The sequence below is a fragment of the Kribbella steppae genome, assembly GCF_004342025.1.
GTDB lineage: Bacteria > Actinomycetota > Actinomycetes > Propionibacteriales > Kribbellaceae > Kribbella > Kribbella steppae.
Genome location: NZ_SLWN01000006.1, coordinates 110685 through 132568, shown reverse-complemented (window position 1 = coordinate 132568; position 21884 = coordinate 110685). Strand labels below are relative to the sequence as shown.

Annotated in this window: 17 protein-coding genes and 1 pseudogene; 4 read left to right on the top strand and 14 right to left on the bottom strand. The window is 67.5% G+C overall.

Features of this window, described 5'->3' with window-relative positions; genetic code table 11:
• The first annotated feature begins 23 nt into the window (after positions 1 to 23).
• The 3 genes from EV652_RS18300 (at position 24) to EV652_RS18290 (ending at position 2755) form a co-directional block, all read left to right on the top strand.
• On the top strand, positions 24 to 782 hold the full coding sequence (locus EV652_RS18300) for an IclR family transcriptional regulator (RefSeq protein WP_132210366.1): 759 nt from the start codon (positions 24 to 26) through the stop codon (positions 780 to 782).
• Between the two features lie 21 nt (positions 783 to 803).
• Positions 804 to 2312, top strand: coding sequence for a glycerol kinase GlpK (glpK, locus tag EV652_RS18295; RefSeq protein ID WP_132210365.1), 1509 nt, complete (start codon positions 804 to 806; stop codon positions 2310 to 2312).
• A 65-nt stretch (positions 2313 to 2377) separates the two neighbouring features.
• Positions 2378 to 2755: a LacI family DNA-binding transcriptional regulator gene (locus tag EV652_RS18290; RefSeq protein ID WP_132210364.1), complete on the top strand. Its 378-nt coding sequence runs from the start codon at positions 2378 to 2380 to the stop codon at positions 2753 to 2755.
• A 10-nt stretch (positions 2756 to 2765) separates the two neighbouring features.
• Here EV652_RS18290 and EV652_RS18285 read toward each other — a convergent pair whose 3' ends face one another.
• Positions 2766 to 3218, bottom strand: coding sequence for a nuclear transport factor 2 family protein (locus tag EV652_RS18285; RefSeq protein ID WP_132210363.1), 453 nt, complete (start codon positions 3216 to 3218; stop codon positions 2766 to 2768).
• A 77-nt stretch (positions 3219 to 3295) separates the two neighbouring features.
• Here EV652_RS18285 and EV652_RS18280 point away from each other — a divergent pair, with 77 nt between their 5' ends.
• Entirely contained in the window at positions 3296 to 3808 is a 513-nt protein-coding gene (locus EV652_RS18280; protein WP_132210362.1) for a winged helix-turn-helix transcriptional regulator, read from the top strand.
• Here EV652_RS18280 and EV652_RS18275 read toward each other — a convergent pair.
• From EV652_RS18275 to metH, 13 genes and pseudogenes are all read right to left on the bottom strand, one after another.
• Complete coding sequence (locus EV652_RS18275) at positions 3717 to 4427, bottom strand: hypothetical protein (protein ID WP_132210361.1); 711 nt, start codon at positions 4425 to 4427, stop codon at positions 3717 to 3719. The genes EV652_RS18280 and EV652_RS18275 overlap by 92 nt on opposite strands.
• Before the next feature lie 61 nt (positions 4428 to 4488).
• Positions 4489 to 6201: a glycerol-3-phosphate dehydrogenase/oxidase gene (locus tag EV652_RS18270; RefSeq protein ID WP_242001843.1), complete on the bottom strand. Its 1713-nt coding sequence runs from the start codon at positions 6199 to 6201 to the stop codon at positions 4489 to 4491.
• 45 nt (positions 6202 to 6246) lie between these two features.
• The gene (gene glpK, locus EV652_RS18265) at positions 6247 to 7764 is read right to left on the bottom strand and encodes a glycerol kinase GlpK (protein ID WP_132210360.1); all 1518 of its coding nucleotides are present in this window, start codon (positions 7762 to 7764) and stop codon (positions 6247 to 6249) included.
• A 39-nt stretch (positions 7765 to 7803) separates the two neighbouring features.
• Positions 7804 to 8640 (bottom strand): MIP/aquaporin family protein, encoded by an 837-nt coding sequence (locus EV652_RS18260; protein ID WP_132210359.1) that lies wholly within the window; start codon positions 8638 to 8640, stop codon positions 7804 to 7806.
• A 134-nt stretch (positions 8641 to 8774) separates the two neighbouring features.
• Entirely contained in the window at positions 8775 to 9395 is a 621-nt protein-coding gene (locus EV652_RS18255) for a VOC family protein (protein WP_132210358.1), read from the bottom strand.
• A 72-nt stretch (positions 9396 to 9467) separates the two neighbouring features.
• The gene (locus tag EV652_RS18250; RefSeq protein WP_132210357.1) at positions 9468 to 10553 is read right to left on the bottom strand and encodes an ABC transporter ATP-binding protein; all 1086 of its coding nucleotides are present in this window, start codon (positions 10551 to 10553) and stop codon (positions 9468 to 9470) included.
• 13 nt (positions 10554 to 10566) lie between these two features.
• Positions 10567 to 11595 (bottom strand): ABC transporter ATP-binding protein, encoded by a 1029-nt coding sequence (locus tag EV652_RS18245; RefSeq protein WP_132210760.1) that lies wholly within the window; start codon positions 11593 to 11595, stop codon positions 10567 to 10569.
• A 44-nt stretch (positions 11596 to 11639) separates the two neighbouring features.
• Positions 11640 to 12653 carry an ABC transporter permease gene (locus EV652_RS18240; protein WP_132210356.1) on the bottom strand — a complete coding sequence of 338 codons (1014 nt, stop codon included), beginning with the start codon at positions 12651 to 12653 and terminating at the stop codon, positions 11640 to 11642.
• A 110-nt stretch (positions 12654 to 12763) separates the two neighbouring features.
• A complete protein-coding gene (locus tag EV652_RS18235) occupies positions 12764 to 14536 on the bottom strand; it encodes an ABC transporter substrate-binding protein (RefSeq protein WP_132210355.1) in 1773 nt (590 codons plus the stop codon).
• Positions 14537 to 14591: 55 nt separating this feature from the next.
• Positions 14592 to 15584 (bottom strand): ABC transporter permease, encoded by a 993-nt coding sequence (locus EV652_RS18230; protein WP_132210354.1) that lies wholly within the window; start codon positions 15582 to 15584, stop codon positions 14592 to 14594.
• A 240-nt stretch (positions 15585 to 15824) separates the two neighbouring features.
• Entirely contained in the window at positions 15825 to 17387 is a 1563-nt protein-coding gene (locus EV652_RS18225; RefSeq protein ID WP_132210353.1) for an ABC transporter substrate-binding protein, read from the bottom strand.
• 227 nt (positions 17388 to 17614) lie between these two features.
• Positions 17615 to 18268 (bottom strand): HAD family hydrolase, encoded by a 654-nt coding sequence (locus EV652_RS18220; protein ID WP_132210352.1) that lies wholly within the window; start codon positions 18266 to 18268, stop codon positions 17615 to 17617.
• Positions 18265 to 21676 (bottom strand): annotated as a pseudogene (gene metH, locus EV652_RS46170) (methionine synthase). The gene EV652_RS18220 and the pseudogene metH overlap by 4 nt, the downstream one beginning before the upstream one ends.
• Positions 21677 to 21884 lie beyond the last annotated feature (208 nt).

Sequence of the window (21884 nt, the reverse complement as noted above, 5' to 3'; positions counted from 1 at the left end):
GGGATGACAGATAGCCTGCCGGTGTGCCGGGCACTGTGCAGTCCATCGAGCGGGCTGCCGCCGTGCTGCGATTGCTGGCGGCCGCCCCGAACGGGCTGGGAGTCGCCGATCTCAGCAACGCGCTCGGCCTGGCGAAGGCGACCGTGCACGGAATCCTGCGGACCTTGCACCAGGTCGGGTTCGTCGAACAGGACCACAGCGGCGCGCACTATCACCTGAGTGACGCCTTCGGCCGGCTCGGTGAGACCTACCTCGATCCGAACGAACTGCGCAGCCGCGCGATCAACTGGGCCGACTCACTCGCCTCCCGCAGCGGCGAGGTCGTTCGCGTCGGCCGCCTCGTCGAGGGCAAGGTCGTGGTCGTCCACCACGTCTTCCGCCCCGACGACAGCGACCAGGACCTCGACGTGGGTACGACGCTGCCGGCGCACGCGTGTGCACTCGGCAAGGCCGTGCTGGCGTTCGACACCAGTGGCGCCGCGCGGCCGCAGAAGCTGGAGGCGTACACGACCAGGACGATCATCGACCCGGTCCGGCTGGCCGACGAACTCGCGGCGGTCCGGGCCAAGGGCTGGGCCGGAGAGTTCGAGGAGTACACCGTCGAGATCGCCAGTATCGCGGCTCCGATCCGGGGGCTCGGCGGACTCGTCGTCGGTGCGGTCGCGATGACCGGCCGGATCGAACGCATCTGCGACAGCCGGATGCGCCATCGCACGGACCTGGTCAGCATGGTCCGAGCCACTGCCGAAGCCATCGGTCGCGACCTACGGGAGGACAGCTGATGCTTCGACGGGGGTGGAGACATGGCTGAGCAGTACGTCGCGGCAGTGGACCAGGGGACGAACTCGACGCGGTGCATTCTGTTCGACCGGCGCGGACGGTTGGTCTCGGTGGCGCAGCGGGAGCATCCGCAGTTGTTCCCGCGGCCGGGCTGGGTCGAGCACGACGCGACCGAGATCTGGCGGAACGTGACCCGGGTGGTGCCGGCCGCGGTCCGGCAGATCGGGGCCGATCCGTCCCAGGTCGTTGCCATCGGCATCGCCAACCAGCGGGAGACCAGCCTGCTCTGGGACCGCCGGACCGGCCGGCCGATCGGCCACGCGGTGGTCTGGCAGGACACCCGGACCGACCGCCTGGTGACCGAACTGGCCGGTGACCAGGGCCCGGACCGGTTCGCGGATCTGTGTGGTCTGCCGCTGACGACGTACTTCTCCGCGCCGAGGGTCCGCTGGATGCTCGACCACACCCCGGGCCTGCGGGCGCGCGCCGAACGCGGCGAGGTGATGTTCGGCACGATGGAGACCTGGCTGATCTGGAACTTCACCGGCGGCACGAACGGTGGTCTGCACGTCACCGACGTGACGAACGCCAGCCGGACGATGCTGATGAACATCGAGACCCTGGAGTGGGACGACACGCTGCTCGAGGCGTTCGACGTACCGCGGGTGATCCTGCCGGAGATCCGCCCGTCGTCCGGCGTGTTCGGGACCGCCACCGAGGTGCTGCCCGGCGTACGGATCGGGGCCGCGCTCGGGGATCAGCAGGCCGCATTGTTCGGGCAGACCTGTTTCAGTGCGGGCGAGGCGAAGTGCACCTATGGCACCGGCTCGTTCCTGCTGCTGCACACCGGTCAGGAGATCGTCCGGTCGAAGCACGGCATGCTCACCACCGTCGCGTACCAGATCGGCGATGAGCCGGCGTCGTACGCGCTGGAAGGCTCGATGGCGGTGACCGGGTCGCTGGTGCAGTGGTTCCGCGACGGGCTCGGGCTGATCCACACCGCGGCCGAGATCGAGACCCTCGCGCGGACCGTCGACGACAACGGCGGCGCGTACATCGTGCCCGCGTTCTCGGGACTGTTCGCACCGCATTGGCGCAGTGAGGCCCGCGGTGTCATCGCGGGACTGACCGGCTACATCACCAAGGGCCATCTGGCCCGGGCAGTGCTGGAAGCGACCGGCTTCCAGACGCTCGAGGTGGTCGACGCGATGAATGCCGACTCGGGAATCGCATTGACCGCGTTGAAAGTCGACGGCGGAATGACGGCGAACAATCTGCTGATGCAATTCCTCGCCGATCTGCTCGACGTCCGTGTGGTCCGCCCGATGGTGACCGAGACGGTGTCGCTGGGCGCCGCCTACGCGGCCGGCCTGGCGGTCGGCTACTGGCCGGACCTGGAGGGACTGCGCAGCAACTGGCACCGGGCCGGCCAATGGCTGCCGCACATGGACCCGGACCGGCGTGCCACCGAGTACGAGAACTGGAAATCCGCCGTCCAGCGGACGTTCAACTGGATCCGTCCGGAGGATTAGCGCAAGCCTTAACCGTGGCGGGAGGACCGGTTCACGCCGGTCCTCCCGCATCTACACTGCACCCCATGGGACGACGGCCGACTGTGTACGACGTTGCCGCACGCGCCGGCGTCTCGACCGCAACCGTGTCCTTCTCGTTCACCCAACCGGACCGGGTGAAGAAGTCCACCCGCGAACTCGTCCTCGCCACGGCTGCCGCGATCGGCTACGTACCGAGCGCGAGCGCCCGCGGCCTGGCCACCGGCTCAGCCGGCGCGCTCGGCCTGTACTCCTTCGACTACCAACTGGATACCTCAGCCGAGGAGACCGACCTCCGGCACTTCCCGATGTACGTCGACGAGGTCCAACGCGGCGTACAACTCGAGTGCCGTCGCCGCGGCTACGCATTGATGCTTGGAGCCGGCCACCAGGAAGGGCAATTGCCCGCCGACGCAGGGAATTGAGAGACGTGCCCTAGTCCGTGATGGGTGCGGCGTGGGCTTCCTCGAAGCCGGCGGCGGCCAGACGGTCGAGCGTTTGCTGGAGTACGGCGGTGTCCTCCAACGTGCGGACCTCGGTGATCTTGCCCCACTTCATCCGCAGGAACTGGTGGACGACGTTCTGGTAGCGGGAGCCGTCCGCGACACCGACGTCGACAGTGACCGCGGTGGCGACCCGGGTGTCCCACGGCCAGCCCGCGACCAGCACGTCCTGCACGTCGAACCTGGTGTTGGGTAGCAGCCGGAAGCACCGCTCCCACCACCGCCGCAACGCGTCATGCGTGTGCCTCTCGCCGGACAACGCGTGGTCGCCGTAGAACCGGTAGGTGAAGGACGGTGCCATCCCCGCCACCATCGCCTCCCAGTTGCCGGCAGTGATCTCGGCGAACGCCTTCCGCACCTGCGTCGCGACGAACCGGTGGTACATGCCTCGCTCCCCTCTGCTCAGTGGAATTCCACCCTAGGGATAGTGAGTTCAATGACGCAACTGACTAGGATGGTGACATGCGGAACACCAGCTTCGCCTCGATGCACTGCTCGCTCGCCCAGTCGCTGGAGATCATCGGCGACTGGTGGACCCCGCTCGTCCTGCGCGACCTGTATCTCGGCCTCGATCGGTTCGACCAGCTCGTGACCGATCTCGGGATCTCCCGCAATCTGCTGACCGACCGGCTCGGCACGCTGATGGACGGTGGGCTCGTCGCGCGGACGCCGTACCAGGAGAATCCGGTCCGCTATGCCTACGAGCTGACCGAGGCCGGCCGCGAGTTCGTGCCGATCCTGCTCGCCCTCACCGCCTGGGGCGACCGGCACGCGACCCCGCCGGCCGGTCAGCCGATCCGGTTCACCCACGACACCTGCGGAAAGGTGACCACGGCAACTGTCTGCTGCTCGGAGTGCGGCGAACCACTCGAGGCCACCGACGTCACTCCATCCCCCGGCCCAGGCGGTCGAACGGCCCCTGGGACGGCTCTGATCGCCACCGTCCTCGCAGGAGCTGAACACAGACCACGATGACCCACACCCAGAAGAGGGCGTACGGGATCAGCCAGATCGAGGTTGTCCACAGCGCGCGGCCGACCAGGAAGCCGACAGCCGCGGCGACCGCCCACCAGCCGAGCCATCCCGGCAGCGCACGCGACGCGAGGATGATCCAGGCCGCGGCTGCCATGAAACTCGCCAGGCCGAGCCACGCGTTGGCGAAGCCGAGGTTGCCTTGGTCGAAGGCGAGGCGGGCGAGTTGCGCATCCACACCGTCATCCACGCGGAAGCCGGCGAGATCCCAGCCTGGACTCATCACCGGGACCACGACCACGATCCCGGACGCGAGCGCGACCACCGAGCGCCAGCCAGGTTCACCCTCGGCGGCCCGCAGGACCGCCCAGAATCCGGCGAAGAACCAGAGCAGAGCCAGCGCGGCGATCAAGCCGAGGAAGGAGCCGGCGGCGTAGAGCGTGTCGTTGCGCGCCTCGAAGAAACTCAGGATCTCATCGGCCGGTGCGTCGAAAGCCGGCTCGCTACCGCCGACCTGCACCAGCGCCTGGCTGCCGGCCACCAGAGCGATGCTGGCCAGGCCGGCGATCCCGGTGCTGACGGACATCGTCCGCCATTGCCCACTTGTTGCGTCCGCCCCCATCTGTCCTCCCCTGGCTCACCCACTTTCGAGTAAGCCACGGGAGGACCGGAGCGTCCAGAGGTCAGGCGGGCGACACGATGTCCGGGGCAGCCAGCCGGACCTTGTCGGCGGACTCGTCGTCCGGCTGGTCCTGCGAGTCGCGCTCGGACTGGACCCGGCGGATGTAGAACGACACCTCGCGCTCGATCGTCGCCTCGTTCCAGCCGAGGATCGGGGCCACCAGGCGCGCCGCGGCCTCGGCGGCGCCGACACCGCGGTCCCAGGCCTCGATCGAGATCCGGGTCCGCCGGGCCAGGATGTCGTCGAGGTGGCGAGCACCTTCGGCCTTGGCGCCGTACACGATCTCGGCCTTCAGGTAGTCCTGCGTGCCGGGCAGTTGCTCGCCGAGCGACGGGTCGTCCGCGACGAGCTGCAGTACCTCGTCGATCAGAGCGCCGTACCGGTTGAGCAGGTGCTCGATCCGGGCGACGTGCAGGCCGGAGCGTTGGGCGATCAGGTGCCGCTGGTTCCAGAGCGCGTGGTAGCCGTCGGCGCCGATCAGCGGGATGTTCTTGGTGGTGCACTTCGGCACCCGGCCGTCGAGGGCGTTGGCGACCGCGTCGATCGCGTCCTTGGCCATCACCCGGTACGTCGTGTACTTGCCACCGGCAACCACCACGAGACCCGGCGCCGTGTGCGCGACGACGTGCTCACGGGACAGCTTCGACGTACTCTCCGACTCACCGGCGAGCAGCGGGCGCAGTCCGGCGAACACTCCCTCGACGTCCTCCCGGGTCAGTGGGGTCGTGAGGACCGCGTTGACGTGGTCGAGCAGGTACTCGATGTCCTTGCTGGTCGCGGCAGGATGCGCCTTGTCCAGGTCCCAGTCGGTATCCGTGGTGCCGATCAACCAGTGCCGGCCCCACGGGATGATGAACAGCACGGACTTCTCGGTCCGCAGGATCATCCCGGTGCTGGACTGGATCCGGTCCTTCGGTACGACGAGGTGGATCCCCTTCGACGCGCGGACGTGGTACTGACCGCGCTCGCCGACCATCGCCTGGGTGTCGTCGGTCCACACCCCGGTCGCGTTCACGACCTGCTTGGCCCGGACCTCGAACTCACGGCCGCTCTCCAGGTCCTTCGCCTGCACCCCGGTCACCCGCTCGCCCTGCCGCAGGAAACCGGTGACCTTGACCCGGTTCGCGACATGAGCGCCGTACGACGCCGCCGTACGGGCGAGCTCCATCGTGTGCCGGGCGTCGTCGACCTGGGCGTCGTAGTACTGGATCGCGCCGACCAGGGCCGACTTCTTCAGGCTCGGCACCAGCCGCATCGCGCCGCGCCGGGTCAGGTGCCGGTGGATCGGCAGTCCGGCGCCAAGCCCCGAGCTGACGGCCATGCCGTCGTACAGGGCGACACCGGCGCCGGCGTAGAACCGCTCCCACCCGCGGTGCTGGAGCGGGTAGAGGAACGGCACCGGCTTCACCAGGTGTGGGGCCAGGCGTTGCAGGAGCAGCCCGCGCTCCTGCAACGCCTCGTGCACCAGTCGGAAGTCGAGCATCTCCAGGTAGCGCAGACCACCGTGCATCAACTTGCTGGACCGGCTGGAGGTGCCGCTCGCGAAGTCACGCGCCTCCAGCAGTCCGGTGGTCAGGCCCCGGGTCGCGGCGTCGAGGGCCGAGCCGGTGCCGACCACCCCGCCACCGATCACCAGGACGTCCAGTTCCCGTCCCTCGGCCATCGCGTCGATGGCCTCGGTCCTCGCTTGCGGTGACAGAGCCACTGCGCCCACTGTGTCTTTCCTTCCGATTTCGTTACTCGTCGTACCCGAGGGTGGTCAGTCGACGTCGACCCAGTCGAGCGTGCGCTGGACGGCCTTCTGCCACCCGGCGTACCCCTGGGCCCGCTGCTCGTCGTCCCACTGCGGCTCCCACCGCTTGGCCTCGTTCCAGTTCTGCACCAGCTCGTCCTTGTTCTTCCAGAAGCCGACGGCCAGACCGGCCGCGTACGCCGCCCCCAGCGCGGTGGTCTCCGCGACGACCGGCTTGCTCACCGAGACGCCGAGGATGTCGGCCTGCATCTGCATGCAGAGCTCGTTCGCAGTGACACCACCATCCACCTTGAGGACCTCGAGCTTGACCCCGGAGTCCTTCTCCATCGCGTCGGCGACGTCCTTGCTCTGGTAGCAGATCGCTTCCAGTGTTGCGCGGGCCAGGTGAGCGTTGGTGTTGAACCGCGACAACCCGACGATCGCGCCGCGGGCGTCGGAACGCCAGTACGGCGCGAACAGGCCGGAGAACGCGGGCACGAAGTACACGCCGCCGTTGTCCGCGACCTGCCGGGCCAGCGTCTCGGTCTCGCTCGCACCGGAGATGATGCCGAGCTGGTCCCGTAGCCACTGGACCGCCGAACCCGTCACCGCGATCGAACCCTCGAGGGCGTAGACCGGCGCCTCGTCGCCGAACTTGTAGCACATGGTGCTGAGCAGGCCGGCCTTCGACCGGACCAGCTCGGTGCCGGTGTTCAGCAGCATGAAGTTGCCGGTGCCGTAGGTGTTCTTGGCCTCGCCCGGGTTGAAGCAGACCTGACCGACGGTCGCGGCCTGCTGGTCGCCGAGGTCACCGGTCAACGGCACCACACCACCCACCGGACCGTTCGCCAGCGTCTCGCCGTACTTGTTCGGGTCCGACGAGGGCCGGATCTCCGGCAGCATCTGCCGCGGGATGTTGAAGAACGAGATCAGCTCGTCGTCCCAGTCGAGCGTCTCCAGGTTCATCAGCATCGTCCGGCTGGCGTTCGTCACGTCGGTGATGTGCACACCGCCGTCGACGCCGCCGGTCAGGTTCCACAGCAGCCAGGTGTCGGTGTTGCCGAACACGGCGTCACCGGCCTCGGCCGCCGCCCGGACCCCGTCGACGTTCTCCAGGATCCACTGCACCTTGCCGGCCGAGAAGTACGTCGCCGGCGGCAGGCCGGCCTTCTGCCGGATCACGTCGCCCTTGCCCTCGCGTTCCAGAGCGGACGCGATCCGGTCGGTCCGGGTGTCCTGCCAGACGATCGCGTTGTAATACGGCCGTCCGGTCCTGCGGTTCCAGACCACCGCCGTCTCGCGCTGGTTGGTGATGCCGAGCGCCGCCAGGTCGCTGGCCTGCAGGCCCTTCGAGTTCATCGCGGTCCGGATCACCGAACTGGTCCGCTCCCAGATCTCCACCGGGTTGTGCTCGACCCAGCCGGCCTGCGGCAGGATCTGCTCGTGCTCCAACTGGTGGATTCCCACCTCGTTGCCCGAGTGGTCGAAGATCATGAAACGGGTGCTCGTGGTGCCCTGGTCGACGGCACCGACGAAGTCAGCCATGGAAAGTCCTCTCCTCACACTGCGCTGTGGTGCGGTGGATCATGCTGTCGTCTCCTCCTCGGGTACCCGGCCCGGCTCCTCGTCCTCGTCACTGACCGGCAGGTTCCGGCCGACCAGCAGGTCGTAGAGGAGCGCGCCGATGAGCGCCCCGATGATCGGTCCCACGATCGGGACCCAGAAATAGGGATCACCGAACTGGTCCTTGAATGCTCCCCCGTAGCCGGTCAGGTAGGACGCGAGCCGCGGCCCGAAGTCACGCGCCGGGTTGATCGCGTACCCCGCCAGAGTTCCCCAGGCCATCCCGATCCCGACGACCAGCAGGCCGATGATGAACGGGCCGAGGTTCGCCATGGGAGCGGTGTTGCGCAGGTCGACGATGGCCAGGATGACCATCATGAGGATCGCCGTACCGATGATCTGGTCCAGGAATCCACCCCACATGCCGACCCCGAGCTCCACCGAGCCGTTGCCCGGCAGGGTGGAGAACACGCCCTGGCTCTTGATGGTCAGGCCGGGGTCGAACTTCTGCAGGACCTCGGAGTAGTTCCAGCGGACCACCAGAGCCGCCGCGAACGCGCCGAGGAACTGTGCACCGATGTACGGCAGCACCTTTCGCCAGGCGAACCCGCGGAAGGCCGCCAGGGCGATCGTCACCGCGGGATTGATGTGAGCGCCGCTGACCCGGGCCGAGACGTACACGCCCATCGTCACACCGATACCCCAGGCCCATGCGATCGAGTCGTGATCCCCGATCCCGCCGGCCACCACTTGTGCCACCACACCCACGCCGAACAGGATCAGGATGAACGTTCCGGCGAACTCGGCGGAACACTCCCCCAGGAGGGTTCTTGCTTTGACCGCTTCGGTCGTAGCCATGCCTAGCCTCCCTTCCACGCCGTGACGACCACGGCTGGCTGGAATCTAAGAGCGATCGGGAGGCGGCACAACGCTCGTCGTTCGACATTGTCGAACGCCATGTGCCCGCCTCCCGGCTGCGACACTCTGTGACCTCAAGACAGCGAGTAGGTACCGCCCGGCCCACCGACTGTGGCCTTCAATCCAGGCGCACCAGAAACCACCGGCAAGGCGACTTCCAGCGCCTCCAGTACGGCGGAAACCTCGTCAGGCCGCGGATGCGTTGCCCCGAACTCGAGCAGCTCGACCGACGGCAGTCCCGACCCGGCCGGATGCCGGCTCGTCCCCCAATCGATCAGGAACGGCACGATCCCGTCGTACGGCGCCGGATGCTTCGCCGCCAGCCGCCAGCTCAGCACCTCGCCGGTCGGCGTCGTCCGGCTCATCGGCAGGATCGGGCCCAGATCCGCCCCGGCCTCCTTGGCCACTGCTGCCGCGGCCTCGATGTTGTCCGGCCGAACCGCCCAGGTGACCAACCGGTCCCCTTCGAGCTCATCGATCCCGAACGGCGCCGGCTGCGACCCCGGCCTCTCCACATCCGGCCCAATGATCTCGAGGTACGACGAGGCCCCCAGCCCGACCAGATAGTTCCGAGTCCCCCGCCCCTCATGCCGTCCACCCTCAGCCGGCTCTACCCCGGTAGCGGCCGCAAACCGCTCCACAGCGCCCGCCAGGTCACGCGTGGCGAACACCAAGTGGTCAAGCATCGCTTCCATACCCCGACCCTAGAACCTCACCAACCGGTCCCGTCCAGGACCTGTTCAGCTGCGGGGCTCAGCGGACGGGGCTCAGCTGGGGTCGGTGTCCGGGCTGGGGGCCGGGGCGACCGGCTTGTCCGAGGGCTGGTTCTCCGGGAAGTGGCAGGCGGTCTGGTGGCGGGGAGCCAACTGCAGGAGCGGTGGCTCTGTCGTCTTGCAGATCTCCTGGGCCTTCCAGCAGCGGGTGTGGAAGCGGCAGGCGGGCGGCGGGTTGATCGGGCTGGGGACGTCGCCCTGCAGCCGGATGCGATCCTGCTTGGCCTTGCGCGTGGTGTCCGGGATCGGGACAGCCGAGAGCAGCGCCACCGTGTAGGGGTGCATCGGGTTCTCGTACAGGTCGACCCGGTCGGCCAGCTCGACGATCTTGCCCAGGTACATCACAGCGACCCGGTCCGAGACGTGCCGTACGACGGACAGGTCGTGGGCGATCATCACGTACGTCAGGTCGAACTCGTTCTGCAGGTCCTCGAGCAGGTTGACCACCTGCGCCTGGATCGACACGTCCAGCGCGGACACCGGCTCGTCGGCGACGATCAGCTTCGGGCGGAGGGCGAGCGTCCGGGCGATACCGATGCGCTGCCGCTGGCCGCCGGAGAACTCGTGCGGGTAGCGGTTGTAGTGCTCCGGGCTCAGGCCGACCAGCTCGAGCAGTTCCTGCACGGACTTCTTCGTACCCTGCTCGGTCTTCACGTTCTGCAGCTTGTACGGCGCCCCGACGATCTTGCCGACCGTGTGCCGCGGGTTCAGCGAGCCGTACGGGTCCTGGAAGATCATCTGCACGTCGCGACGCAGCGGACGCATCTTTCCTTCGGACAGGTGGCTGATGTCGCGGCCCTCGAGGATGATCTGGCCCTCGGTCGGCTCCAGCAGCCGGGTCAGCAGCCGGCCGGTGGTCGTCTTGCCACAGCCGGACTCCCCCACCAGTGACAACGTCTCGCCACGGGTCACGTTGAAGGTCAGACCGTCAACGGCCTGGACGGCGCCGGTCTGGCGCTGCAGCAGGCCCTTACGGATCGGGAAGTGCTTCACCAGGCCGGTGACCGAGAGCAGTTCCTCACCGAGCTTGGGCTCGGTGACACCCGGGACGGCGGTGGGTTCGGTGTTCGCAGTCGTCACAGTCGTCGTCCCGTCACAGCTTCGGCTTGATGTCGGTCTCCCACGCTTTCTTGCGCTCTTCCGGGGAGAGGTGGCACGCGACCAGGTGGCCGTCGCCGATGTCCAGCAGCTCGGGCCGCTCGGTCTCGCTGGCGCCGCCGTTCAGGTGGGCGTAGTTGCAGCGCGGGTTGAACGCGCAGCCCTGCGGCACGTGGATCAGGCTCGGCGGGGTGCCCTTGATCGGGATCAGCCGCTCGCTGCGCTCCCGGTCGATCCGCGGCATCGAACCGAGCAGACCCCAGGTGTACGGGTGCTGCGGCCGGTCGAAGATGCCCTCCGCGGAGCTGTACTCGATCGCCCGACCGGCGTACATCACCTGGATCTCGTCGGCCAGCTCGGCGACCACGCCGAGGTCGTGGGTGATGATGATGACGGCGGAGTTGAACTCGCGCTGCAGGTCCCGGATCAGGTCCAGGATCTGCGCCTGCACGGTCACGTCGAGCGCGGTGGTCGGCTCGTCCGCGATCAGCAGGTCCGGGTCGCAGGACAGCGCCATCGCGATCATCGCGCGCTGCCGCATACCGCCGGAGAACTGGTGCGGGTAGGAGTCCACGCGCTTGTCCGGCTGCGGGATGCCGACCCGGTCGAGCATCTCGACCGCGTGCTTGCGCGCGACCTGCTTGCTCACCTTGTTGTGCACCCGGTACGCCTCGATGATCTGGTGACCGACGGTGTAGAACGGGTGCATCGCGGACAGCGGATCCTGGAAGATCATCGACATCCGCTTGCCGCGCAGTCGGCGGACCTCTTCCCGGCTGGACGAGATCAGGTCCTGCCCGTCGAGGAAGATCTGACCGCTGATCTTGGCGACACCCGGCGGGTGCAGGCCCATGATCGACAGACTGGTCACGCTCTTGCCGGAGCCGGACTCGCCCACGATGCCGAGGGTCTGGCCACGCTCGAGCTTGAACGAGATCCCGTCGACCGACTTCACCACACCGTCGTCGGTCGGGAAGTGCACCTTGAGGTCGCGGACGTCGAGAAAGGCTTCGCCGCGTTCGATCCGCTGGACGGTGTCCTGCCGCTGCGAGAGGTCTTGAGGTTCGGTCACGAGATTCGCACCCTCGGGTCGACGACGGCGTACAGGACATCGACGATCAGGTTCGCCAGCACGATGAAGAACGCGGCGATGAGCGTCACGCCGAGCACCTTGGGCAGGTCGTTCGCCCGCAGTGCGATGACGGCGTACTGACCGATCCCCGGCAGCGAGAACGTCGTCTCGGTCAGGATCGCACCGCCCAGCAACAGCCCCAGGTCGAGACCGAAGATCGTCAGGATCGGCGTGAGCGCGGACCGCAGGCCGTGCTTCATCACCACGTCCCGCTCGGTCAGGCCCTTGGACCGGGCGGTGCGGACGAAGTCCTCGTTCATCGTCTCGAGCATGCCGGCCCGGGTGAGCCGTGCGTACGCTGCGGCGTACAGGAACGCGAGAGTGACCCACGGGAGGATCAGGTCGTAGGCCCACTCGAAGACGTTCGACGCGTCCATCGGGTTCGTACCGCCCTGCGCGGTCCACCCGAGGGCGTAGCTGAAGATCGAAAGCGACAGCAGGCCGGTGAAGAAGATCGGTAGCGACACCCCGGCGAGTGCCACCCCCATGAGTGATCGGTCCAGCACCGAGCCGCGTTTGAGCGCCGAGACGATACCGGTGCCAACCCCGGTGACGAGCCAGATGACGGCCGCGCCGAGGGCCAGCGACGCGGTCACCGGTAGTCGGTCGACCAGATCCGGCCAGACCGGCTGCTGGTTCAGGAACGAGTAGCCGAAGCAGGGCGCCGGGCAGTGCTCGGTCGCCGGACCGTAGTTGTACTCCTGTCCGACGAACAGGCCCTTCACGAAGCGGCCGTACTGCACGTAGAGGGGGTCGGTGAAGCCGAGCCTGACTGCGGTCTCGTGGATCTGCTCCGCGCCTGCACTCTTGCCGACGTAGCGGGAGGCCAGGTCGTCGGCGGACGCACCGGCGAGCTTGGGGACCATGAAGAAGATCGAGAACGTGACGGCCGTGACGATGAAGAGCAGGACCACTGCTCCGATCACCCGGCGGACCAGATATGCGAACACCGTGCTCGGCGTGGTGGCCGGTGATCCTGCGGATCACCGGCCACCCTCAGCCTTCACCTACCTCTGCTGGCGAATCAGGATTGGTCAGGGCAGCTCAGATCAGCTGTCGACTACTTCAGTCCGATACCTGCGTAGTCGTACATGTTCTGGCTGTCGCTCACGTACACGTTGGCCAGCGTGTCCGGACGGTACAGCAGGCCCTTGGCCCAGATGCCCGGCAGTACGGCGGCCTGCTCCATGACCTTCTTGTCGACGTCGACCCACAGCTTCTCGCGGGCCGCCTTGTCGGTCTCCTTCAGCGCCTGGTCGATCAGCTGGTCGACCTCGGGGATCCGGACACCCAGGTTGGTGTTACCACCGGTGGCCCGGATGACGCGGCTGTCCACGATCTGGCTCAGGAAGCCGAAGCCGTCCGGCCAGTCCGCACCCCAGCTGTAGACGATCATGCCCAGGCCGTTGGCCTTCGCGTAGTCCGGCTTGCCGGCGTACAGCTTGGTGTAGTCACCGGTCGGGAAGCCCTTCGGGGTCAGGTTGATGCCGACCCGCTTCAGCGACTGCTGCAGCGACTCCGCGACCGCCTTCTCCTTCGGCCGGTCCGCCCGGTAGGCGATGTTGGTGCTGAAGCCGGTCGGCATACCGCACGCCGTCAGGGCTTCCTTGGCCTTGTCCACGTTGCCGTTCTTGTCCTGCTCGAAGCCGTAGTCGTCGAACTTCTGCGCGCCGGTGACGAGCGGCGGCATCAGGTTCGTGGCGATGTCGCCACCGATCGGTCCGCCGTACGCGCGCTGGTAACCCTCGTGGTCGGCGGCGTACAGGATCGCCTTGCGGCAGTCGACGTTGTCCAGCGGCTTGACCTCGCTGTTGAACACGGTGAAGTTCAGTCGCGGGGCCGGAACGTTGTCGGCGTGGGACTTCAGCTGCGGGTTCGCCAGGATCTTGGCCTGGGTCTCCGCGAGCACACCGGTGCCGGCGATGTCGACGTCGAGGTCACCGGCCTGCAGCCGGTTGTCGATGTCGGGGCCGTTCACGTTGAACGCGACGGTGATCTTGTCCGGCAGCGCCTTGCGGCCCGAGTTCGGGTCGGTGGCCGGGTCGTACTGATCGTTGCGGATCAGCGCCATGCCCTTGTTCGGGTCGTTGCTCTCGAACTTGTAGGGGCCGGTCGAGATCGGGTGCAGCTTGTACTTCGCACCGTTGTCCTTGGCCTGCGGCACCGGCGCGGTGGCCGGCAGCTGGGCGAAGTAGTCGAAGCCGGAGAACGGCTGGTTCAGGTTGAAGACGATGGTGTAGTCGTCCGGGGTCTGGATCGCCTTGGCGACACCGGCCAGCGTCGGGTCTTTGTAGACGCTGTAGCCCTTCGGCACGTCCAGCAGGAAGTCGTTGAAGTACGTCGGACCGCTCGGCAGGGTCGCCTTGTCCAGGGAGCGGGCGACGGCGTACTTGACGTCCTTGGCCTTGACCTCGGTGCCGTCCTCGAACTTGACGCCCTTGCGGATCTTGTAGGTCCACGTCTTGGCGTCGTTGCTCGGCACACCGGCGGCCTCGGCGAGGTCCGGAACGACCTCCGCACCCTCCTTGCCGGGAGCAGACTTGAACACCATCAGCGGCCGGACGTAGTTGCGCACCAGGTTCCAGGACAGGCCGTAGTAGGTGTCACCGGGATCCTGGGAGTCCCAGTTCTCGGTGATGGCCATCCGGAGCGTGCCACCCTTTTTGTCGCTCGGGTTGTAGATGCCCTTGACGGCCGCGTCGTACTCGGCCGTCGTCGCGTTTGTGCCGCCGCCCGAATCTTCGGAGCCGCCGTCACCGCCCCCACAAGCCACCAGGCTCAAGGCGACGGCCGCACTGACGGCTGTTGCCGTCGTGATGCGATTCCATCTCATCTGTTGTTGCACCCCTTTTTTTGTGAGAGCCAGGCTCCCTGGTTGGAGAGAAGACCTATCGCGAGCGGGGATCGAGGGCGTCCCGTAGCCCGTCGCCGAACAGGTTGAAGGCCAGCACCGTGACGAAGATGGCCAATCCGGGCGGAACCATGTAGAGCGGCTCGACCTGGTACCAGTTCGCCGCGATCGACAGCATGTCGCCCCAGCTGGCCGCCGGCGGCCGGACGCCGACGCCCAGGTACGACAGACCCGCCTCGAACAGCACGTTGGTCGGGATCAGCAGGGTCGCGTACACCAGGATCGGCGCGATCAGGTTCGGCAGCAGCTCGGTGAACAGGATGTACGGGCGCCGCGCGCCGAGGCTGCGGGCCGCGTCGACGAATTCCCGCTCCCGCAGCGACAGCGTCTGGCCGCGGATGATCCGGCCGATGTAGGGCCAGCTGAAGAAGCCGATGATGAAGACGATCAGCGCCACCCGCAGCGGGTTACCGGTCAGCCCGAGCATCCTGTCCGGCAGCGCGCCGACCAGCGCCAGCGCGAACAGCACCAGCGGGAAGGCCAGGAAGATGTCCATCAGGCGGCTGATCAGCGTGTCCACCCAGCCGCCGAAGTAACCGGCGACGATCCCCGCCACGGTGCCGATCACGACCGACAGCAGGGTGGCCAGGAACGCGATCAGCAGCGAGATCCGGGCGCCGTACACGATCCGGGCGAAGATGTCGCGGCCGTTCACCGGCTCGACCCCGAACGGGTGGTCCCAGCTGATTCCGTTCCACTTCCCGATCGGCGTCTGCAGCGACGGGTCGACCAGGTCCTGGTGGAAGTCGTTCGGCGTGACGCCGACGAGCTTGCAGATCAGCGGCGCGAAGATCGCGACCAGGATGAGGAAGACGACGAAGAAGCCGCCGGCGATGGCGACCTTGTCCCGCTTCAGCCGGATCCAGGAGATCTGCCACAGCGACCGGCCTTCGATCTTGCCGACGCCTGCGACTACGGCCTCCGGCTCAGCTGCCGACGATCCCGGCTCGACATCGAGTGGAACTGTCACGCGGTGGGTTCCCCCTGCCTCATTCTGTTGAACCGGAACGAAATCCGGTACGGCTGCCGCCTTAACCTGCCGCCATTACACGCCGGAGTCAAACGCGGAAAGTGCTGCGTTGCCCGATCGTGACCGGGAGGAAATCGTCCCGTATCGTGGACATTCGGCAGTAAACCACGCCGCAGTACCCAGGGTCGCCAGCGCTTCGCCAACCGTTACTGTCATGGCATATTTGTGTCACGCCGGTAACTACAGACGGAGTCCGGACAGGTACAGGAACGACAGCGGATTCAGCGCCGTCGCGACGTTCTCCAGGTTCTTCCCGGCGACCACTGTGAAGCGTCCCTGCCAGCTCGGGATCACCGGGGCGTCGGTGGCGATCACTCCCTGTAGCTGACCCAGCAGTTCGTCGCGTTCCAGCCCGTTCTGCTCGGTCGTCTCCTGGTCCAGCAACGCGGCGGCAGCCGCCGACCGGTAGCCGTTGTTGAACACGGCACCGGTCCGGACGAACGGCGCCAGGTAGTCGTCCGCGTCCGGGTACTCCGGGATCCAGCCCCCGTGGTAGAGGTCGTACGCCCCGGCCCGGGTGGCCTGCTGGTACTGCGGCCACTCGGCGCTCCGCAGGGTCACCTTGAACAAGCCCGACGCCTCCAGCTGCCGCTTGAGCTCGAGCACCTCGTTTTTCGCGCCGGTGCCGTACTCCACCGGCGTCCAGCCGACGGTCAGCGGCACCGGTACGGCGATACCCGCCTGCTTGAGGATCGCGGCGGCCGCGACCTTGCTGGGCTCCTGGTACTCCGTCTTGAACGCGTCGGCCTGCCCGCCGAACCCGGGTGGGACGACCGAGTACAGCGGTGTCACGTGGTCGCCGTACGCCTTCTTCACGATCGCCGGGCGGTCGATCAGCTGCGCGACGGCCCGGCGGACGGCGGGTTTGCGCGCGGTCAGCGACTTCATCTGGAACGCGAAGAACCGGATCGCGGCGTAGTCGGACTCGACCACCTGCACCTGATCGGACTTCCGCAGCTTGTCCAGCATGCTCGGGCCGAAGCCGTGGAACGCCAGGTCCGCCTTGCCGGTGGTGATCGCCTGGTAGAGCGCGGTCGAGTCCTTCAGCAGGGTGATCTCGATCCCGTCGTTCCGCGACCCGCGCGGCCCCTTGTACCCGTCGAAGCGGGCCAGCGTGATCGCGTTACCCGGCTTGTACGCCGACAACTGGTAAGGGCCGCTGCCCATCGCCTTGGTATCGAGCAGCTTGTTCGGCGGGTAGAACTCCTGGTCGACGATCGAGCCGGCGGTCGTGGTCAGCAGGTACGGCAGCCGGGCGTCCGGGCGCCTCAGATTGAACACGGCGGTGAGGTCGTCCGGCGTACTCACCGAGGTCACCGAGGTGAACAGCGCGGCCGGCCCGTTCGGGGTCCTCAGCCGCAGCATCCGCTCGAAGCTGAACTTCACGTCCGACGACGTCAACTCGTGCCCGTTCGGGAACGTCAGCCCTTCCTTCAGGCTGCAGGTGTACGTCGTCGGCGAGTCGAACTGGCAGTCCGCGGCGTCCGGCACCGGGGTGGGTTTGCCGGGCATGATCGTGAGCAGCGTCTGGTACAGGTTCGCCTGGACCGTCCGCGAGCCGGCGTCGTACGGCCCGGCCGGGTCCAGCGAGCTGATCGTGTCGGTCGTCACGACCCGCACCGTCATCGCCTTCGGCGTCTCGCTGCCCTGGTGCGGCGCGTTGTCGTCCGGCTCGCCACAAGCGGCCAACGCCAGCACGAGCGCGGCCGTCACCGCCACCCGGCCCCACGACACGATCACCATCTCACCCTTCCCCAGCCCGATACCCAAACAACGCCCCAAGTGTCCCGTGGTGACGATTGCTTGAATGCTGGCGGTGTCCAGGTGCGTGCATCGCAAGCGTGAGAAGTGTCCTCGATGCGGGTTTCATCGTGGACGCTTCTCACGCGCCGCGAGGTGCGTGCCTGGGTGCCGCCAGCGTCAAGCAATCGTCGCCACGGGACACTCCGGCATCAAGTGACGGTACTGCTTCAGCGGAGCAAGTCGCTCAGTGACTCCGGAGTGAGCGGCTCGAGTGAGTCGACCACAAGCCGGCGGGGCGCCTCCGGGATCGTCACCCATTGCGGTACGGCGACTACGTAGGCGCCCGCCGCCGTACCGGCGTCGGTTCCGGTGTTCGAGTCCTCGATGACCACGCACTGCGTCGGGTCCACACCCAGCTTCGCCGCGGCGGTCAGGTACGGCTCGGGATGCGGCTTGCCGTGCGTCACCTCGTCGCCGGCGACGATCACGTCGAACGGGTCCGGCGGCAGATGCGTGAGCACCGCGTCGATCATCACCCGGTACGACGCCGAGACCAGAGCGCAGGGCACTTCGGCCTTGCGCAACGCCTGCAGCAGCTCGACCGCACCCGGCCGGAACTCGACCTCACGCCGCAGCGCGTCGACCACGGCGCCGAACATCCGGTCGGCCAGCTCCTCGCCGGTGATCACGCCGTCGGGGATCCGCGCCATCCAGACCTTCACCGCGTCCCGCAGATCGCTGCCGACCAACAGCATGCAGTCGTCGAGCGTCCAGGTGACACCGAGCGACGCGAGCAGCTCGATCTGCACCTCTGCCCAGACCTTCTCGGAGTCGACCAACGTCCCATCCATGTCCCACAACACCGCTTGAAGGTTCCTCATGAGGCGTTGAAGTACTTGGCTTCGGGGTGGTGAACCACCAAGGCGTCGGTGGATTGTTCCGGGTGCAACTGCAGCTCCTCCGATAGGTGTACGCCGATCCGTTCCGGCTTCAGCAACCGCACCAGTTTCTCGCGGTCCTCCAAGTCCGGACATGCCGGGTACCCGAACGAGTACCGCGAGCCCCGGTACGCCTGGTCCCGGAGCATCCCGTCCAGGTCGCCGTCGTCACCGCCGAAACCGAGCTCGTCGCGGACCCTCGCATGCCAGTACTCCGCCAACGCCTCGGTCAGCTGGACCGACAACCCGTGCAGCTCCAGGTAGTCGCGGTACGCGTTCCGCGCGAACAGCTCACCGGTCACCTCGGCCACCTTCGGCCCCATCGTGACCAGGTGGAACGCGACCACGTCGAGCTCACCGGACTCCTTCGGCCGGAAGAAGTCCGCCAGGCAGAGGAACCGGTCGCGCCGCTGTCGCGGGAACTCGAACCGGTGCAGCTCGGCGTGATCGGACGGATCCAGTACGACGAGCGCGTTCCCCTCCGAGTAGCACGGCCAGTACCCGTAGACGACGGCCGCCTCCATGATCCCCTCGGTCAGGATCCGGTCCATCCACAGCCGCAGCCGCGGCCGTCCCTCGGTCTCGACGAGTTCGTCGTACGACGGACCGTCGGCTCCCCGCGTGCCACGCAGCCCCCACTGGCCGAGGAAGGTGGCGCGCTCGTCCAGGTAGCCGGCGTAGTCGCCGAGCGGGATGCCCTTGACGATCCGGTCACCCCAGAAGGGCGGCGTCGGCACTCGGTTGTCCACGGCAACATCCGACCGGGCCGGCACCTCGTCGAGCGGCCGGTCCAGCACCCGGGTCGCGGACCGCACCCGGCGCTCGCGACGCTCGGGCAGTGCGGCACCCGGCACCCCTCGCTTCACGGCCATCGCGGCGTCCATCAACCGCAGTCCTTCGAAGGCGTCCCGTGCGTACCGGACCTCGCCCTCGAACAGATTGCCGAGGTCCTGTTCGACGTACGCGCGGGTGAGTGCGGCACCACCGAGCAAGACGGGCCAGCGCTTGGCCAGGCCGCGCTGGTTCAGCTCCTCGAGGTTCTCCTTCATCACCACGGTCGACTTCACCAGCAGGCCGGACATACCGATCACGTCGGCCCGATGCTCCTCGGCCGCTTCGAGGATCGCGTTCACCGGCTGCTTGATGCCGAGGTTGACCACGCTGTAGCCGTTGTTCGTCAGGATGATGTCGACCAGGTTCTTGCCGATGTCGTGCACGTCGCCCTTGACCGTGGCCAGCACGATCGTGCCCTTGCCTTCGTCATCCGTTTTCTCGATGTGCGGTTCGAGGTACGCGACACACGTCTTCATCACCTCGGCCGACTGCAGCACGAACGGCAACTGCATCTGGCCGGAGCCGAACAGTTCGCCGACCACCTTCATCCCGGCGAGCAGATCGTCGTTGATGATCTCCAGCGCGGTCTTGGCACCCAGGGCCTCATCCAGATCGCCCTCGACCCCATTGCGCTCGCCGTCGATGATCCGCTGCTTCAGTCGCTCGGTCACCGGCAGCGCGGCCAGCTCCTCCAGTTTGCTCGCCTTCAGATCCGAGGCCTTCACGTCCGCGAACAACTCGAGCAGCCGCTGCAACGGGTCGTACCCGTCCCGCCGCCGGTCGTAGATCAGGTCGAGCGCCGCCTCGCGCTGGTCGTCCGGGATCTTCGCGACCGGCATGATCCGGCTCGCGTGCACGATCGCCGAGTCCAGCCCGGCCTGCACACACTCGTGCAGGAAGACCGAGTTCAGCACATGCCGCGCGGCCGGATTCAGACCGAACGAGATGTTCGACAAGCCGAGCACCGTCTGAACGTCGGGCCGGCGCTTCTTCAACTCGCGGATCGCCTCGATCGTCTCGATCCCGTCCCGCCGCGACTCCTCCTGCCCGGTCGCCAGCGTGAACGTCAGGCAGTCGATCAGTACGTCGTGCGGCGATCCCGTAATCGCGTTCCAACGTCTCCAGCAACCGCTCCGCGATCGCCACCTTGTTGTCGGCGGTACGCGCCTGCCCTTCCTCGTCGATGGTCAGCGCGACGACGGCAGCGCCGTACTCCTGAGCGAGTCCTGCGATCCGCGCGAAGCGGGAGTCCGGTGCCTCGCCGTCCTCGAAGTTCACCGAGTTCAGCGCACACCGCCCGCCGAGCATGTCCAGCCCGGCCTGCAGTACGGCGGGCTCGGTCGAGTCGAGCACGATCGGCAGCGTCGATGCGGTGGCGAGTCGGCCGGCGATCTCCTTCATGTCGGCGACACCATCGCGGCCGACATAGTCGACACACAGGTCGAGCAGGTGCGCGCCGTCCCGGATCTGCGCTCGTGCGATCTCGACGCAGCCCTCCCAGTCCTCGGCCAGCATCGCCTCGCGAAACGCCTTCGACCCGTTCGCGTTCGTCCGCTCCCCGATCGAGAGGTACGACGTGTCCTGCCGGAACGGGACGTGTTGGTACAGGCTCGACACGCCCGCCTCGGGTTGCGGTTCGCGGTGTCGCACCGGGCGGCCACCGACTCGCTCGACCACCTGACGCAGGTGCTCGGGCGTCGTACCGCAGCAGCCGCCGACCAGGGACAGGCCGTAGCTGTCGACGAAGGTTTCGTGCGCGTCGGCCAACTCCTCGGGAGTCAGCGGGTAGAAGGCGCCGTCGGCGGTCAACTGCGGGAGGCCGGCGTTCGGCATGCAGGTGAGCGGGATGGTCGAGTGCTTGGAGAGGTAGCGCAGGTGCTCGCTCATCTCCTTCGGGCCGGTTGCGCAGTTCAGCCCGATCAGGTCGATGCCGAGTGGTTCGAGTGCCGTCAGGGCCGCGCCGATCTCGGAGCCGAGCAGCATCGTCCCGGTGGTCTCGACCGTCACCGAGACGATCACCGGGATGGTCGAGCCGGCGGCTTCGAGCGCCTTGCGGGCGCCGATCACGCTGGCCTTGGTCTGCAGCAGGTCCTGGGTGGTCTCGACCAGGATCGCGTCCGCTCCCCCGTCGATCAGTCCGCGTGCGGTTTCGGCGTACGCGTCCCGCAAGGTCGTGAACGTGGTGTGACCGAGGGTCGGGAGCTTGGTGCCGGGGCCGACGCTGCCGAGCACGAAGCGCGGGTGGTCGGGCGTCGACGCAGCCTCGGCCGCCTCGCGGGCCAGCCGGGCGCCGGCCTCGCTCAGCTCGTAGATCCGGTCGGCAATGCCGTACTCCCCCAGGTTGGCGAAGTTGGCTCCGAAGGTGTTCGTCTCGACGCAGTCGACTCCGACGTCGAAGTACGCCTTGTGGATCTCGCGGACCACATCCGGACGGGTCAGGTTGAGGATCTCGTTGCAGCCCTCGTGCCCCTCGAACTCGTCCAGCGACAGGTCGTAGGACTGCAGCATCGTGCCCATCGCCCCGTCGGCCACCACCACGCGTTCGGCCAGCACACGGCGCAGATCGGGTCGGCCGGCTCTGGACACGGAACCTCCAGCGATCGGGGATGGACACCGATCTCACATCGTAGTCGGGCCGAAAGGCCGGGCCACGACACTTTCCGCTGGCCGTGAAACCCGGCGCACGGAGGCGTCCGACCACGTAGGCTGGCAGTCCGGTTTCCGG

Excerpts from the sequence above, each read along its gene's own strand:
- EV652_RS18255 (WP_132210358.1), bottom strand. The coding sequence starts at position 9,395 with ATGGAAGCGATGCTTGACCACTTGGTGTTCGCCACGCGTGACCTGGCG.
- EV652_RS18285 (WP_132210363.1), bottom strand. The coding sequence starts at position 3,218 with ATGTACCACCGGTTCGTCGCGACGCAGGTGCGGAAGGCGTTCGCCGAG.
- glpK (WP_132210360.1), bottom strand. The coding sequence starts at position 7,764 with ATGGCTGACTTCGTCGGTGCCGTCGACCAGGGCACCACGAGCACCCGT.
- EV652_RS18280 (WP_132210362.1), top strand. The coding sequence starts at position 3,296 with ATGCGGAACACCAGCTTCGCCTCGATGCACTGCTCGCTCGCCCAGTCG.
- EV652_RS18260 (WP_132210359.1), bottom strand. The coding sequence starts at position 8,640 with ATGGCTACGACCGAAGCGGTCAAAGCAAGAACCCTCCTGGGGGAGTGT.
- EV652_RS18220 (WP_132210352.1), bottom strand. The coding sequence starts at position 18,268 with ATGAGGAACCTTCAAGCGGTGTTGTGGGACATGGATGGGACGTTGGTC.
- EV652_RS18290 (WP_132210364.1), top strand. The coding sequence starts at position 2,378 with ATGGGACGACGGCCGACTGTGTACGACGTTGCCGCACGCGCCGGCGTC.
- glpK (WP_132210365.1), top strand. The coding sequence starts at position 804 with ATGGCTGAGCAGTACGTCGCGGCAGTGGACCAGGGGACGAACTCGACG.
- EV652_RS18235 (WP_132210355.1), bottom strand. The coding sequence starts at position 14,536 with ATGAGATGGAATCGCATCACGACGGCAACAGCCGTCAGTGCGGCCGTC.
- EV652_RS18225 (WP_132210353.1), bottom strand. The coding sequence starts at position 17,387 with ATGGTGATCGTGTCGTGGGGCCGGGTGGCGGTGACGGCCGCGCTCGTG.
- EV652_RS18275 (WP_132210361.1), bottom strand. The coding sequence starts at position 4,427 with ATGGGGGCGGACGCAACAAGTGGGCAATGGCGGACGATGTCCGTCAGC.